This is a genomic window from Clostridium sartagoforme AAU1, from assembly GCF_000401215.1.
Taxonomy (GTDB): domain Bacteria; phylum Bacillota; class Clostridia; order Clostridiales; family Clostridiaceae; genus Clostridium; species Clostridium sartagoforme.
On record NZ_ASRV01000177.1, the window covers coordinates 1 to 16,533 of the forward strand.

14 protein-coding genes and 2 pseudogenes are annotated in these 16,533 nt (G+C 26.7%); 3 read left to right on the forward strand and 13 right to left on the reverse strand.

All coding sequences use genetic code 11. The features are described from left to right. Positions 1–177: 177 nt before the first annotated feature. On the reverse strand, positions 178–426 hold the full coding sequence (locus A500_RS14390; RefSeq protein WP_016208295.1) for a CPF_0552 family protein: 249 nt from the start codon (positions 424–426) through the stop codon (positions 178–180). 158 nt (positions 427–584) lie between these two features. Here A500_RS14390 and A500_RS14395 point away from each other — a divergent pair, with 158 nt between their 5' ends. Continuing rightward, positions 585–1,934 carry a putative DNA modification/repair radical SAM protein gene (locus A500_RS14395; RefSeq protein WP_016208296.1) on the forward strand — a complete coding sequence of 450 codons (1,350 nt, stop codon included), beginning with the start codon at positions 585–587 and terminating at the stop codon, positions 1,932–1,934. A 15-nt stretch (positions 1,935–1,949) separates the two neighbouring features. Continuing rightward, positions 1,950–2,696 carry a TIGR03915 family putative DNA repair protein gene (locus A500_RS14400; RefSeq protein ID WP_016208297.1) on the forward strand — a complete coding sequence of 249 codons (747 nt, stop codon included), beginning with the start codon at positions 1,950–1,952 and terminating at the stop codon, positions 2,694–2,696. 120 nt (positions 2,697–2,816) lie between these two features. On the opposite strand, the gene A500_RS14405 is transcribed toward A500_RS14400, so the two are convergent. Continuing rightward, positions 2,817–3,197: a RidA family protein gene (locus A500_RS14405; protein ID WP_016208298.1), complete on the reverse strand. Its 381-nt coding sequence runs from the start codon at positions 3,195–3,197 to the stop codon at positions 2,817–2,819. Positions 3,198–3,453: 256 nt separating this feature from the next. On the opposite strand from A500_RS14405, the gene A500_RS14410 reads away from it, so the two are divergent. Then, entirely contained in the window at positions 3,454–4,476 is a 1,023-nt protein-coding gene (locus A500_RS14410; RefSeq protein WP_016208299.1) for a branched-chain amino acid aminotransferase, read from the forward strand. Positions 4,477–4,629: 153 nt separating this feature from the next. On the opposite strand, the gene A500_RS14415 is transcribed toward A500_RS14410, so the two are convergent. From A500_RS14415 to hemA, 11 genes and pseudogenes are all read right to left on the reverse strand, one after another. Next, positions 4,630–6,057 (reverse strand): sensor histidine kinase, encoded by a 1,428-nt coding sequence (locus A500_RS14415; protein WP_016208300.1) that lies wholly within the window; start codon positions 6,055–6,057, stop codon positions 4,630–4,632. 4 nt (positions 6,058–6,061) lie between these two features. After that, complete coding sequence (locus tag A500_RS14420; RefSeq protein ID WP_016208301.1) at positions 6,062–6,937, reverse strand: sensor histidine kinase; 876 nt, start codon at positions 6,935–6,937, stop codon at positions 6,062–6,064. Between the two features lie 183 nt (positions 6,938–7,120). After that, positions 7,121–7,815, reverse strand: a pseudogene (locus tag A500_RS14425) (response regulator transcription factor). Positions 7,816–8,125: 310 nt separating this feature from the next. Then, a complete protein-coding gene (locus A500_RS14430) occupies positions 8,126–8,911 on the reverse strand; it encodes a formate/nitrite transporter family protein (RefSeq protein ID WP_016208304.1) in 786 nt (261 codons plus the stop codon). Positions 8,912–9,046: 135 nt separating this feature from the next. Next, complete coding sequence (locus A500_RS14435; protein ID WP_016208305.1) at positions 9,047–9,826, reverse strand: sirohydrochlorin cobaltochelatase; 780 nt, start codon at positions 9,824–9,826, stop codon at positions 9,047–9,049. 10 nt (positions 9,827–9,836) lie between these two features. After that, positions 9,837–11,117 carry a glutamate-1-semialdehyde 2,1-aminomutase gene (hemL, locus tag A500_RS14440; RefSeq protein ID WP_016208306.1) on the reverse strand — a complete coding sequence of 427 codons (1,281 nt, stop codon included), beginning with the start codon at positions 11,115–11,117 and terminating at the stop codon, positions 9,837–9,839. Positions 11,118–11,120: 3 nt separating this feature from the next. Next, positions 11,121–12,089 (reverse strand): porphobilinogen synthase, encoded by a 969-nt coding sequence (gene hemB, locus A500_RS14445; protein WP_016208307.1) that lies wholly within the window; start codon positions 12,087–12,089, stop codon positions 11,121–11,123. A 1-nt stretch (position 12,090) separates the two neighbouring features. After that, positions 12,091–13,580, reverse strand: a pseudogene (cobA, locus tag A500_RS14450) (uroporphyrinogen-III C-methyltransferase). Positions 13,581–13,585: 5 nt separating this feature from the next. Further along, positions 13,586–14,458, reverse strand: coding sequence for a hydroxymethylbilane synthase (gene hemC / locus A500_RS14455; protein ID WP_016208308.1), 873 nt, complete (start codon positions 14,456–14,458; stop codon positions 13,586–13,588). A gap of 10 nt (positions 14,459–14,468) precedes the next feature. Next, on the reverse strand, positions 14,469–15,137 hold the full coding sequence (locus A500_RS14460; RefSeq protein ID WP_016208309.1) for an NAD(P)-dependent oxidoreductase: 669 nt from the start codon (positions 15,135–15,137) through the stop codon (positions 14,469–14,471). Next, complete coding sequence (hemA, locus tag A500_RS14465; RefSeq protein WP_016208310.1) at positions 15,095–16,300, reverse strand: glutamyl-tRNA reductase; 1,206 nt, start codon at positions 16,298–16,300, stop codon at positions 15,095–15,097. The genes A500_RS14460 and hemA overlap by 43 nt, the downstream gene beginning before the upstream one ends. Positions 16,301–16,533: the final 233 nt, after the last annotated feature.

Here is a 16,533-nt window from a genome sequence, read left to right on the forward strand (position 1 = left end):
AAAATACCTAATTAGTAATATATATTCTATCAAATACATATTTATTTATATAAGTTACAATAAATAAAATAAATCTAATTATCTTTTAAATTAGATTTATTTTATTTAAATCAATGTTTTAGCTACTTATATAAAAAAGGTATCGACTACTAAATATAGTTAATACCTTAAAATTTGTTATACTTCTATTAACTTTGCTGTTACCCCTTCTAAGTCATTTAATTCTTTTTTAAGATTATTAATTTCATCTTTTTCATCATGTATTAAATTTAATATAACAAGTCCTGAATTAGAGCAAGAGGTTTTACTTGCTTCATGTAATCCGAGTCTTGTTTGAATAATACATCCATACTTTGTTAAAATAGCTTGAACTGTTGGGGCAATTTCTACCCTTGGTTCTATTTTTATAGCCATTATAGTAAACATATTTATACCTCCGTTAACTTTATCACCTTCTATACTACCCATTTTAAATTTACTTATTCAATAAAATTATTTATTTTTACAAAATTTATATGATCTATTGCAATGAGAACATTTGTTCTGTATAATGATTTTAAATACTTTTAAGAAGGGTGATAATTTTGAATATAGATGAAAAGCTTAATATTCTTTCAGCGGCTGCTAAATATGACGTATCTTGTTCTTCTTCTGGATCTAAAAGAAAAAATTCAAATAATGGTTTAGGAAATGCTTCAAGTAGCGGTATTTGTCATAGCTTTACTGCAGATGGTCGTTGTATTTCTCTTTTAAAAATACTTTTAACTAATCATTGTATATATAATTGCAAGTATTGTGTTAATGCTTGCAGTAAAGATGTCCCAAGAGCAATGTTTACACCTGATGAAATAGTATCTCTTACAATTAATTTTTATAAAAGAAACTACATTGAAGGTTTATTTTTAAGCTCTGCTATTTTTAAAACCCCCAATTATACAATGGAGCTACTACTTAATGTAGTAAAAAAGCTTAGAATTCAAGAAAAATTTAATGGATATATTCACTTAAAAGCTATTCCTGGAGCTGATGAAAAATTAATTAATGAGGCTGGAAAATATGTAGATAGAATGAGTGTAAATATAGAACTTCCTTCTTCTTCTAGCTTAAAGTTACTTGCTCCACAAAAAACCAAAGAAAATATATTAGCTCCAATGAGCATAATTAAAAATTCCATTATAGAACATAAAGATTTAAAGAAAAGTATAAAATCCACTCCATTATTTGTTCCTGGAGGACAAAGTACTCAGCTAATAGTTGGTGCAACTCCTGAAAGCGATTATAAAATCTTAAATTTATCCGAGAAGTTATATAATCATTTTGATTTAAAAAGAGTTTATTATTCTGCTTATGTTCCTGTAATAAGGAATGATAAATTACTTCCTGACATTACTCATCCACCATTAGTTCGTGAGCATAGATTATATCAAGCAGATTGGTTATTAAGATTTTATGGTTTTAAAGCTAATGAATTATTAAAAGATGAAAGTGATAACTTTGATTTAAACTTTGATCCTAAAACCTCTTGGGCTTTAAGTAATATCGATCTTTTTCCAATTGAAGTTAATAAAGCATCTTATGATACCCTTCTTAGAATTCCTGGAATTGGAGTAAAATCTGCTAGAAGAATATTAATTACAAGAAGAGTTCATTCATTAAATTTTGAAGATTTAAGAAAACTTGGAATAGTACTAAAAAGAGCTAAATATTTTATAACTTGTAAAGGAAAGTATTATGGAGATGTATCCTTTGATGAAGAAAAGATAAGAACTAGATTACTTTATATGGATAAACCAAAACTTGAAAATGAAAATTCAGAACAAATTTCTTTTTTTGATGACATTTATCCTAAAGTTTCTAATAGTATTTTATTACCAGAACCAAAGAAAATACTTCTTCCAAATGATACTATCACTTCGCTTACTGGAGAATTTTAAGGAAGGTGATTTATTTTGTTAAAATTAGTGTATGAAGATTCATTTGAAGGCTTTTTAACTGCAATTTATTATGCTTTTTATTCTAAAACCTCAATAGAATCAATTTCAACTGAAGAAGAATTAGAAATAAATCTTTTATCTGAAATTAAGTATATTGATACAGATTTAAATAAATATAATAAGGTTAAAGATTCTATTGTTATAAAAATTGATCCCTTAGCTCTAAATAAAATTTATAAATTATATTTATCTAATTATAAAAACAAAGGAACCTTATGTTATAAATATCTGAAAATTGCATTTAAATTAGGTAGTGATGTTCATAAATACTTACATTTAGATGAGGTAAAAGAAATTGATAATATTGAAAGGCGTGTTTCTTTAGAAGCTCATAGATTCAATGGTTTTGTAAGATTTATTTCTGTTAACAACAACTTTTTGTATTCTTCAATAGAGCCTGATAATAATATATTAGAAATTATTTCTCCACATTTTCAAAATCGTTTTAGTAACGAATATTGGATAATACATGATGTAAAAAGAGGTATTGCTTCAATATACGACAAAATTTCCTGGGAAATTAGAGAAATGGATTTAGAAGTATATAATAACTTAAAAGATTATAATGATGATTTTCAAAGTTTATGGAAAGGCTATTTTAAATCAACAACAATTGAAGAGAGAATTAATCCAAAACTTCAAAAAAGAATGATGCCAAAGAGATATTGGAACAATCTTACCGAAATAAATTATAATAAATAGTGAAAAGTAAAAGGAATGAAAAATTTAAAAATCCCTTAAAGATTTTTATTAATAATTTTCCACTCCTTAATTCTTTCACTTTTTCACTCTTAACTTGTTACTTATAAATTATTTTGCAATTTATACTATAGTAGCTATTGCTTCTATTTCTATAGGTGCATCTTTAGGTAATCTTGCAACTTCAACGCAACTTCTTGCTGGAGGGTTTTCTTTGAAATATTCTGCATAAACTTCATTCATTGGTCCAAAATCATTCATATCTTTTATGAAAACTACTACCTTAACCACTTTATCTAAGCCACTTCCAGCTTGTTCTAAAACAGCCTTTACATTTTCTAATGATTGTTTAGTAGCCTCTTTTATTTCAGTTACTAATTCTCCTGTTGATGAATTTACTGGAAGTTGTCCTGATGTAAACACCATATCTCCTACTTTTATTCCTTGTGAGTATGGGCCTATTGCTGCTGGTGCCTTACTTGTTGAAATAATTTCTTTTTGCATTTACTACACGTCCTCTCTTACATTTAAATATCTTACCTTTAATATTAAACCTAAATTTACTAACATTATTAAAAATATGTAAAGTATATTTAGTAATATTTAACTTTTACCATCCTAATAATTTAAATATACCCTTTTTTTTCTAATAATTCAATATGAAATCCTTTTTATGTATCTATTAAATAATTAAAAGTTTATTAATATATTCAATAGTGATACAATTAGAATAATATAAAACACAAGGAGGTAATGAAATATGAATAAAGATGTTAAGATCAATTGGGGTAATCTTGGTTTTAACTATATTAAAACTGATTATAGATATATTTCAGTTTGGAAAGATGGGCAATGGGATGAAGGTAGGCTAACAGAAGATAATATGTTAAACATAAGTGAAGCATCTACCGCTTTACACTATGGTCAACAATGTTTTGAAGGTTTAAAAGCATATCGAAGAAAAGATGGAAAAATTCAATTGTTCAGGGTTGATAGAAATGCACATAGAATGAATGAAAGTACTGCAAAGTTACTTATGCCTGAAGTGCCAGTAGATAAATTTATAGATGCTTGCATGCAAGTTGTTAAGGCTAATGAGCATTATGTACCACCTTATGGAACTGGTGCTACATTATATTTAAGACCTTTTATTATAGGGGTGGGAGATAATATAGGGGTAAAACCTGCACCAGAATATATTTTCTCAGTTTTTGCTGTACCTGTAGGGCCTTACTTTAAAGACGGTCTAACACCATGTAACTTTATGATAGCAGATTATGATAGAGCAGCTCCTTATGGTACTGGTGGACAAAAGGTTGGTGGAAATTATGCCGCTTCACTACATCCACACAGAATAGCTGTTGATAGAGGTTTTGCGGACTGTATATATTTAGATCCTTCAACTCATAAAAAAATTGAAGAAGTTGGTGCTGCTAATTTCTTTGGAATAACAAAGAATAATGAATTTATCACACCAAAATCTCCATCAATTTTGCCTAGTATAACTAAGTATTCTCTTATGGATATAGCTAGGGATTATTTAAAAATGCCTGTTTATGAAAGAGATGTTTATATAGATAATATAGATGAATTTAAAGAAGCCGGTGCCTGTGGTACTGCTGCTGTTATAACTCCAATAGGAGGAATAGAATATAAAGATAAACTTCATGTTTTTCATAGTGAAACTGAAGTTGGCCCTGTTACAAAAGAACTTTACAGAATCCTTTGTGGTATCCAATTTGGTGATATTGAAGGACCAGAAGGTTGGACTTATTTAGTTTAATATAATCTTGTCATTATCAAATTAGTGATTAAAAATGAATTAATAATTATTTATGTACATTACTTAACAGTACTATAAATAGTTTAAATAAAAAACTCCCACGGGAGTTTTTTTGTTGTCTTTTAAATTTACTATAATAAATTTATTATTTAATTAAATTGATACATTTACAATAAACTTTTTATCTCTTATTTCTATTTTAAACTCTCCATTTTGTGCTTCTGTCAAACCTTTTGCTATATCCAAGCCTAGTCCTGTACCCTCTGTATTTCTAGATTCATCTCCTCTTTTAAATCTTTCAATAAGCTCACTCTCGTTAAATATTATTTTTTCTTTTGTTTCGTTTATAAATGTCATGTTACTTATTTTGTTTATTTTTCTATTATCATATTCTAGTATTATAAATACTTCTGAATCCATTAAAGAATATTTAAGTATATTTGATATTATATTTTGATATATTCTAAGAGTTTTATTATAATCCGCATATATGAAAGCTTTAAAAGCCTCAGTATTTTCCACTTCTTTTCCTTCTGAAAATATTTTAAAAGTAAACTTTAGCTTTGATTCATTAATTTTATCATTTACTTCAATTAATGCTTGATTTAGTACTTCTTTTATATCAATTTCTTTAATATCCAAAATAATACCATTGGAATTAGCCATTATTGATTCTTTTAAATCATTTATTAAAATTTTTATTCTTTTTGCTTTTCTTTCTAATATATCTATATAATCATTTTTATTACTTTCAGTGAACTTTCCTTTACTTAAAAAGTCAACATAATTTATTATAGATGTTAAGGGTGTTCTTAGATCATGAGATACATTAGTTATTAGTTCAACCTTCTTTATATTTGATATAGCTTCATAATTTTCAACCACTTGGGAGGTTGAAATAAGCTCATTTATAGCTCTATTCATAATGTTGAATTCTATCCCATTAAGCAAAGCATAGCGATTTTTATTTTCGTTTAATATTTTATAGACATCATCAAAATTGCCACTTTCTAAACTTTCAATTGTTTTATCTAATGTTAAGTTTAATGTTTCCATTATCAAATAATTTTTAAACACGCTTATTCCAAGATAGATAAATACTAATATATTTAATATAACTATCCACCAAAGTATAGTTTCTTTTATATCAACTCCAAACATAGTAAATTGAAAAAAGCCTTGATATAAAGTTATATAAAATATTGCTATTATTAAAAGCTTCATGAATTTATCAAATAATTTTACTCTATAAAAATTTCTTTCATATGTTTTAATATCATCATCTTTATAAATTCTGCTTTTTAATACTATCTGAAATACTGATATTGCTACAATTATAGCAAATACTATCCACGTAAGTAATACAATATACTTTGGACCTTCGCTATTATAATTAGGCAAAAATTCTTCTCCAGTAGTGTTAACTAATTTTCTTATAACAAAATAATTCATAAGCACTAATATTTTTCCAATTATAGTTTCCATAAATACTTTTTCATTTATATCTTTTAACTTTCTTATTTCTTCATCTTTAATCCATCTAATTTTATTAATTTTATATAAAACTTTATCTAATATCATTGGATTACTCCTCTTCTAAACATGATTCTTGAACACAGTTAATATTAAAAGATATTTCTACTTTAAATAAGTCTCCATCTATACTTATATTAAAACTTCCTTTTTGAAGAAGAACTAAATTCTTAGCAATTTCCAAGCCTAGTCCTGATACATTTTCTTCTTTATTATTATTTATTATATATATCAAATCCTTAGGCTCTATATTTAACTCTTTTTTCGAAGTATTTTTTATACATATATGTATCTTATTATCACTGCATCTTACATCTATATAAACTCTACTATTTTCTAAAGAATGTTTTAGTGCATTTTCAAATAATATATCAAATACTCTCCATAGTTTTTCTCCACTACAATAAATTACTATATCTTTCTTTGGGAAACTTGGTCTGAAAGATATTGTGCTTTTATTTATTTTATCTTCAAATTCAATTATGGCTTGCTTTAAAAATTCAACTATTTCAATTTCATTTATTTCTAAAGTCATATCTCCTGTGGCTGTCTTTGATGCTTCAAATAATTCTTCAATTAACTTTTTTAAGTTATTAGATTTATTTTTCAACAACTCTATTATTTCTTTATCATTATTTTCACTTTTTAATTTTTCTATATTAATCAATATATCTTCTAAAGGCTTATTTAATTTTTTAGTTAAATTATCTATAAGTTGAAGATTTACGTTTTCATTTCTTTTTGTGTTAATTGCAGATTTCTTTAGACTTTTAGCTATTTTATTAACCTTTAATAATAAATCTAAATACCTTTTTCTTATATTCATATTTAAGTCTTCTTTGTTAAATATCTCTTTATTACTAAAAGAATTCAAATCATTTTCTTTTTCAAATTCTTCTAGCCAACTTTCTATTCCTTTCCAAATCATTGTTGTTTCGAAATTGTTACTTATAAGTTTTAATAGCATTGATATGTTTAAAAATATTAGTGTTAAAATTATTAAGGTTAAAATTTATAGTTAGGAATTAAATACACAATAATTAAAATTACTATTGTTATAAAAAAAATACTTAAGTGTTTTATAAGACCTTTATTACTTATTAATAAATATCTATTTTTCAAACTTATATCCAACTCCCCATACTACTTTTAAATATCTTGGATTCTTAGGATCTATTTCTATCTTTTCTCTTATTCTCCTAACATGAACCATAACTGTATCCGTACTAAAGCAGGGTTCCTCCCATACACGTTCATATATTTCTGCTGAAGAAAAAACTCTTCCTGGATTACTTAAAAGAAGTTCTAAGATCTTATACTCTGTTCTAGTTATTTTAATTTCTTTTCCGTCTACCTCAAAATATTTTCTATTTTTATCCAATTTAATTATTCCATAAGTTAATACATCTTCATTTTGTTCTTTTATATAATTTCCAAGATCTACATACCTTCTAAGTTGTGATTTTACTCTTGCTATAAGTTCTAATGGATTAAATGGTTTTGTTATATAATCATCAGCCCTATGTTTAATCCCAATATTTTATCAATATCCTGTGATTTTGCTGATAAAATTATTATAGGAATATTTTTTTCTTTCCTTATATTCATAGTTGCTCGCATTCCATCCATTTTAGGCATCATTAAATCCATTATTACAAGATGTATATCTTCTTTTTCTATTATGTTAAGAGCTTCTACTCCATCATATGCTTTTATAACATTTATATCTTCATTTTTTAAATATATCTCTATTGCATCAGTTATTTCTTTTTCGTCATCCACAACCAAAACATTGTATTTACTCATAAATCCATCCTTCATATTTTATATAAAATACCCCTTCTTCTATTTTTTTATATTTAAATTATAACATTTATTCATATATATTTATAATAATATAAATATATAAAATTAACCTATCAGATTTCTAACAAATTCCTAAAATTTATATAAGATCTAATTTATATAAACTTACATTCATAACTTAGGAACTAAAAAAATTGGACATATGTAAATTTGCTTATGACCTCACTTCGCCCAAGTCAACGCAAACTTACATATGTCCACTAGAAAACTTAAGGATGGATATTTATCCACCCTATATGTAATAAAAATTTTAAACTTCCTCTTTATGTCCGCTGGTAATATAATAATATGGTAAAGCTAAAAATAATATTCCTCCAATAAAGTTTCCGATAGATACTAGAATAATATTATACGCATATCCACCTATGGTTATTGTTGATGGATCTATTAAGTATCCCATAGCGAGAAATCCCATATTTGCTACACTGTGTTCAAATCCTGCTGTTATAAATGTAAATAAGCACCAAAATATCATTAATATTTTAGCAGTTTCTTCTTTTAACTTATAACACATCCAAACTGCTAAACAAACTAATATATTACATAAAATTCCTTTTAATATAAGTTGTCCTGCTGGCGTACTTATTTTAGAATAAGCATTATTTACAATAAATTCTCCAATATATTCACTTTTTCCACTAGTTAAACCAGCTTGTACAAATAATATTGCTCCAAGAATTCCACCTAAAATATTTCCAATCCAACTTGCAAACCATATTTTTATAGCATCAACCCAAGTTACTGTTTTTTCTAAAGCTCCCATAGTCATTATCATAGCATTACTTGTAAATAAATCTCCGCCTGCCATTAATACTAAACTAAGAGCCACACCAAAGGATGCTCCCATTAAAATCTTATAAGTTTCTATTCCATTATGATGCATTATTCCACCTATAGTGTAAATAAGCATAATTCCTAAACTTACAAATAAACTTCCAATCATTGCACTAACTAAGTATCTCCCCGTACTTCTCCTTAGTAAGTTACTTTTAACTTCTGCTGAGTGGGCTAAATTATGAATTTCTTTACTGTACATGATATCCCCCATATTATAGTTACTTTTTTAACAATTATTAATATAAATAAATTTCATTTTTTACTAACACATTTTACAATGAAAAACAAAGTTTTGCAATGAAAACTTTGTTTTATCCTTGTTTATGTTTAATTTTTATTTAAATTCTTTTTTTATCTTATTTATATAATATTTTCTTATTTCCTCATATTCTAAAAGTGATTTTCTAGTAACTTTAACTTTTATACCATGATCTTTTATAAAAGTTTTCCATGAATTATTTTCTCCAAAAATATCTTTTTCTATATGATTTCCAGGAAGCATTAGTATTGGAGCTAATGTTATTTCATCAATTTTATCTTCTAATAAATATCTTGTAACATCTTCTTTTCTTATGTCTCCTTCTAATGTTCCAATATAAATATTTTTGTATTGATTTTCTATAAATACCGTTTTTAATTTATTATAAGCTTCTGTACTTATTGTTTTAGATCCATGACCAACTAATACTATGTTATCCTCTTTTGGTAAATCACTTTCCATCGATTTAGCAATTAAGTTACAGGACTCTATTAATTCTTCTTCTTTATCACTCATAAGAACTTTTCCTAAAATTATTTTTGAAAAAGAATAATCGTATTCTTTTACGGTTTTTTCTATACTAGAGTACTCACTTCCTTCAATTACATGAAGTGGTTGTATATATACTTCTTTATACCTATCATTACTTAAATTAAATAAAACTTGCTCTAATCTAGGGACTACTTTTCCATATTTATTAAATAACATATTGGATAATACACTTGAAGTAAAAGCCTTACAAACATGATACTTTTCTTTTACACTTTCTCTTATTTCTTTTTCAAAGTTTTCTAACTCATTAATACCTTCTAAATTGGCTGTTCCAAAAGAAACAATAATTATTGCTTTAGACATATGCACCTCTCTATTCTATATTAAAATTTTTAAATACCTTTAAAAACTTATTTATATGTTCTTCAGTATGAGCAACACTTAAAAATAAAGATTCATATTGTGATGGTGGTATATTAATCCCATTTAACAACATGTGCTTAAAGTATTTTTTAAAAATTTCTTCATCACAAGTTTTAACATCACTATATTTTTTAACTTCCTTTGATTCTGTAAAAAATAAGGTAAACATTCCTCCACACCTATTAACTATTAATGGAATATTTTTTTCTTTTGCAATATCTAATACACCATCTTCTAACATCTTTCCAAGCTGATTTATTTTATCATAATATTCTTCTTTATTTCTTTTTAATTTATTTAAAGTTGCGATTCCTGCTGCCATTACAATTGGATTTCCTGACATAGTTCCAGCCTGATAAACCTCTCCAACTGGAGATAAACATTCCATTATTTCTTTTCTTCCACCATATGCACCACAAGGAAGTCCTCCCCCTATTATTTTTGCATAAGTCACTAAATCTGGCTTCGCATTAAATAATTTTTGTGCTCCTTCGAAAGCTACTCTAAATCCACTCATAACTTCATCAAAAATCAATAAAGATCCATATTGGTCACAAAGTTCTCTAATAAAGTTCATAAAGTCTTCTTCCGCTTTTACAACTCCCATATTCCCTGCAACTGGCTCTATTATAACACCTGCAATATCTTCTCCATATTTTTTGAATAAATCTTTAATACTTTCCTTATCATTATATGTTGCTATAAGTGTGTTTTTTATACTATCTTCCGGCACTCCTAATGATCCAGGGATTCCATTTGTTAACACTCCTGAACCTGCCTCAATTAAAAATCCATCAAAGTGCCCGTGATAACACCCTGCAAATTTTATTATTTTATTTTTCTTTGTATATCCCCTTGCAAGCTTTATAGCACTCATAGTTGCTTCTGTACCTGAGTTCACCATTCTTATCATATCTATATTTTTTAAATTTTTACATAAAAATTTAGACATTATAAGTTCTAACTCTGTCGGTGCACCAAAAGCTATTGAGCTTTCAGAAACTTCTTTAATACATTTTACTACCTCGTTATCACAATGTCCTAAAATCATTGGTCCCCAAGCTAATACAAAATCTATATACTCATTACCTTCTTCATCTAATATTATTGCCCCTTTTCCGCTTTTTATAATGGGCGGAGTTAATCCTGTACTTTTATATGATCTTACTGGAGAATTTACTCCTCCTGGCATATATTTTTTAGACTCATGAAATATAACTTGATTTTTCATAATTTAATTCTCCTTTAGCCATTTAGCTGCTTCTAATGCATGATATGTTATTATAAAATCTGCTCCTGCTCTTTTCATTGAAAGAAGCATTTCTAGAACTATTCCTTTTTCATCTATAAGGCCCATTTTAGCACCAGCTTTTACCATTGCATATTCACCACTAACATTATAAGCACAAATAGGCACATTAATTTTATCTTTTGCTCTTCTTATAATATCTAAATATGATAGTGCCGGTTTTACCATTATTATATCTGCACCCTCATTTATATCCCATTCAATTTCTCTTAAAGCTTCTTCTGAATTAGCAGGATCCATTTGATAAGTTTTTCTATCTCCAAATTGAGGTGCAGAATGAGCAGCTTCTCTAAATGGTCCATAAAAATATGATGAATATTTTGCTGAATAACTCATTATTGCAACATTCTCATATTTATTTTCATCTAATATATTTCTTATATATGCAACTCTTCCATCCATCATATCTGAAGGTGCAACCATATGAGCTCCAGCCCTTGCATGAGATAGTGCTATTTTACCTAGTATTTCTAATGTTTTGTCATTATCAATATTTAATTCATCCAATATTCCACAGTGTCCATGACTTGTGTATTGACACATGCAAACATCTGTAATTATATATAAATTATTTGAGAGTTCTTTTATTTTCTTTACAGCCTTTTGTACTATTCCATCATTATTAAAACTCTCTGATCCACATTCATCTTTATGCTTTGGTAATCCAAACAAAATTACACCCTTTATATTAAGACTTTCAACTTCTTCTATTATTTCATGTAATCTATCTATTGACCAATGATAATTGCCTTCCATAGAATTTATTTCTTCTTTTATATTTTCTCCTTCAACAACAAAGATAGGAAATATGAAATCATTAGTATTTAATTGATTTTCTCTAACTAAATCTCTTATTGCTGAATTTATTCTTAATCGTCTTCCTCTTTTAATCATATTATTCACCTTTGCTTTCCTTAAACCTATTATATATCTCTATTATTTCATCTAAGAATCCATCTTCTGAATGTTTTTTACACATATGTGCTTCCTGTATTAAATTTTCTTTTAAAGCTTTATATGTTTGAGGACCAATTGCAATATTAAACTTTGATTTTATATCATCTATACTAAAGATATCTATCATATTATTTACAGTACTTGGACTTGTATATAATATGAAATCTACCTCTTCAAATACCTTTTTATTTTTTACTTCACCACAAATTGTATTATATGTATGAACTTTATCTACATATAAACCTAGTTTTTCAATTTCTTCCTTTAAATATTCCCTACTTAAAGAAGAGCATGGTATTAATACTTTTTCTCCTTTAACTAAATAGGGGGCTAATTCTTTAAAAAGTCCCTCTCCAACAAATTCTCTTCCCATTATAAAGCTTTGAATTCCTCTTTCTTCTAAGGCTCTTTTAGTAGCCTTACCAACAACAGAAAACTTAGCTTTTATAGTTCTTATATCAATTTTATTTTCTATTATGTAATCAAAGAATATATTAACCCCATTTACTGAAGTAAGTATTATGTGATTATATTCACCTAATTTATCCTTAACAAAATTTAAATTTTCTTTAGTTTGTTGTATTTTTATAGAATTTATTTCCGTTACTTCTGCTCCTAAATCCCTAAGTTTCTTCTTTAAATTAGAAGACTGTTCTCTTGATCTTGTTACACATATATTAAGTCCAAAAAGCGGCTTTTTCTCATACCAATTTAACTTATCGCTTAATTCAACAACATCTCCCATAACAATTATACATGGAGATTTAAGCTTAGCCTTTAAAACTTTTTCTTCTATATCTTCTAAAGTTCCAATTACTTTTTTTGCTTTGATGACGTTCCTCTCATTATTACTGCGACTTTAGTATCTTTGTCTTTTCCATTCATTATTAAGTTTTCTTTTATTATGCTAAGATTACTTAATCCCATCATAAAAACTAATGTGCCTTTTTCTTTAGATATTGCTTCCCAATTTATATTTAATGTTCCTGCAGTCATACCTGTTATTATATGAAAACTTTGAGCCATTCCTCTTTGTGTTATTGGAATACCTGCATAGTTCAATACTGATATTGGAGAAGTTATGCCTGGAACTACTTCAAAATCTATTCCCTCTTCAATTATAGAAAGTACTTCTTCTCCTCCTCGGCCAAAAACATAAGGATCTCCCCCCTTAATTCTCCCAACAGTATGCCCTTCCCTAGCAAGTTTTATTAAAATTTCATTTATTTCTTCTTGAGTTCTATAATGACATCCTGGTTCTTTTCCACAATAATATATTTTACAATCTTCTTTTAAATAATTTAATATATTATTTGAAACTAATCTATCATATAAAACAGCAGTACATCTTTTTAATGCTTCTACTGCCTTTAATGTTAATAACTCTTCATCTCCTGGTCCAGTACCTATTATATAAACTTTACTCATTTTTATTATCCTTTCAAAATCTTTTCAGCCAATTTAAATCCTAGTTCTATATTTTCATTTTTATTTCCAAGTATATCTTTCTTTATCATCTTTCCATTTACATTAAAGGTTCCTATCATATATAAATCATTATCTGTTATTTCTGAATAAACACCAATAACACTATGACAATCACCATTTAATCTTCTCATAAAACTTCGTTCTGCTTCTACTGCAGTCCTAACTTCTTTATTATCTAGATTGCGTAAGTACTCGTTATACTCACCATTTTTCAATACCTCTATTCCTAATGCACCTTGCCCTATTGCTGGTAAAAATATCTTCGGATCAAAATAATCTGTTATTATATTTTCTAAATTTAATCTTTTTAATCCAGCAGCTGCTAAAATTATTCCATCCATTCTTTCATTTTTCATCTTTTCTAATCTAGTTTGAACATTCCCTCTAATTGGAACTATCTTTAAATCTTTTCTAATTTCCTTTATCATAGCTGCTCTTCTTATACTACTTGTTCCTATAACTGCACCTTCTTTTAAATCCTTAAAAGAAATATTATTGCTTGACACAAACACATCTCTTATATCTTCTCTTTCAGGAATTGCTGCTAATTCGAAATCCTGTGGTAATTCAAATGGTACATCTTTCATACTATGCACAGCTCCATGTGCTTCTTTATTTAAAAGTGCATATTCTATTTCCTTAACAAATAGTCCTTTACCACCTATTTTGTCAAGAGTTACATCTAGCCTTTTATCTCCTTCTGTAACTATTAATAATTTTTTAGAATCTATATTATATTTATCCTTTATAAGCTTAATTATTTTATCTGCTTGAATTTGGGCTAACTTACTTTTTCTAGTTGCAATAATTAACTCCATAAAACTTCTCCTATAAATCTTTATATATTTTTTTTACAATCTCTTTTCCAAAAAATAGTTCTAATACTAATTTATCTTTTCTCTTTATATATATATATTTAAAATCTTCACTACATACGAAGTTTATAATTTCTTTTTTATTTTTTTCAATGAACTTAGCCTTGTCTCTAATCTTTGATGAATATTCAATAAAATCATCATAATTATTTAGTATATCAAAAACTTTATTGGATAACATTATTGCTCCTTTTGGATTTCCATTCTTAGTGTTCAATGCAAAAGTTATATTTTTTAATTGCCTCTGCATTGGTGCCACAGCCATTCCTTTTATATAATCAGAAGCAAATATGTATATTTTAAACTCATCCTCACAGTCCTTTTTTATCTCAAGATTTATATTTTCATCATTTGTAGCTATTATTACTAAATGCTTATCTTTTATAAATTTCTTATTATAAGCTCCCTTTATAAGTTTGATATTTTTTAAATCATAAAATTCATCTATAAAATCCAAAGATAAAACTTCAACCTTACATCCATTCTCTAGAAATCTCTTGCATTTTACATAGCTAGCCTTCCCTCCACCAACTATACCAACACTTAACTTATTTGACATTATAGACAGATAAGTGTAGTTTAAATCTTCTTTAGAAATATCTTCTCTAATATCCTCATACATTCTTCTTCCTGCCCCTTTAATTTTTCTTCTTTTAAAACTTCAATAGCTTTATTAACGTAATAGTCTGATGTACTTTTTATAAGCTTTTGTGCAATTTCTATATCTTTTTTATCTATGCATTTATTTTTTAATGTAACTTCTCTTTCTTCGATAACTTTAATACTATCGGTTTTCATATTTCTTATAATATTTGATATGTCTCTTGTATCTTTCCAATTAGAGAAACGCTCTATATATTGACTTATTACATACTTAAATTTTATCATTTTATCTTTTCTTAATTTTTTATTTTCATCATCAATTAAACTAATGTCATCAATATCATAAAGTTCCACCCTTTTAAAATCCTTAATACTACTATCTACATCTCTTGGAAGAGCTAAATCAAAAATCACTAGCTTATTTCCATTACTTTCAATATGTTTTTTTTCTATAATTAAGTGTGGGGCTGAAGTACAAGAAATCACACAATCCATATTATTAATTATATTTCTTCCATCTTCATAATTCATTATTTTAATTCTATCATCATCCATATAGTCAACTTTTTCAACTTGCCTAACTACTAAATTAATTTCTTCTATATGACTAGAAATAGCATACTTCACTACTAACTTTCCAACTTCACCATATCCTATTACCATAATTCTTTTTGAACCTTTTTGAATTGCTTCATTTATTGAAATAGATGCAGAAGATATTGGTATTTCATAAAATCTTCCTTCTGTTCTAAATCTTTTACCACATGTAATTGCTTCTTGAAATAGTCTTTGAAGATCATGTTTAACTGCCTTAATTTCAAGAGCTAATTGATATGAATCTTTTATTTGTCCAAGTATTTGATCTTCTCCTAATATTTTAGAGTGAAATCCACAGACTACTTCCATTAAATGCCTTACAGTTTCTTTTTCTTTTAAATAAAAACAATATTCTTTTAAGTTTATATCCCATTTTAATATTTCAAAAATCTTTTTTAATCCTTCTTCATCACTTAAAGAACCATTAAAATAAATTTCTGTTCTATTACAAGTACTTAATATAACAACTTCATCAAAATATTGTATTAATTTTTTTGTATATTCCTCTCTCCTTTTAGGAGACAAAGCTAACTTTTCTCTTATTTCCACCTTTGTATTTTTCTTAATTCCTAAAAGCTGAATCATAATACTACTCCTAATTTATTTTAATATCTATTTATCTCTAGTTTTTTATCATACCTTTATTATACTCTTATTACAAACTTTTTTCACACTTGTAATAAAATGCGAAGCATTTTTCAGTTCATAGTTCACAAGGCACAGTTCACAGTTGTTTTGATTTTATATGTAACAGGGAACAGGTATCAGGTAACAAGTACTAAATGTAAACTATAATTAAAAATTAAGAAACATCTAGT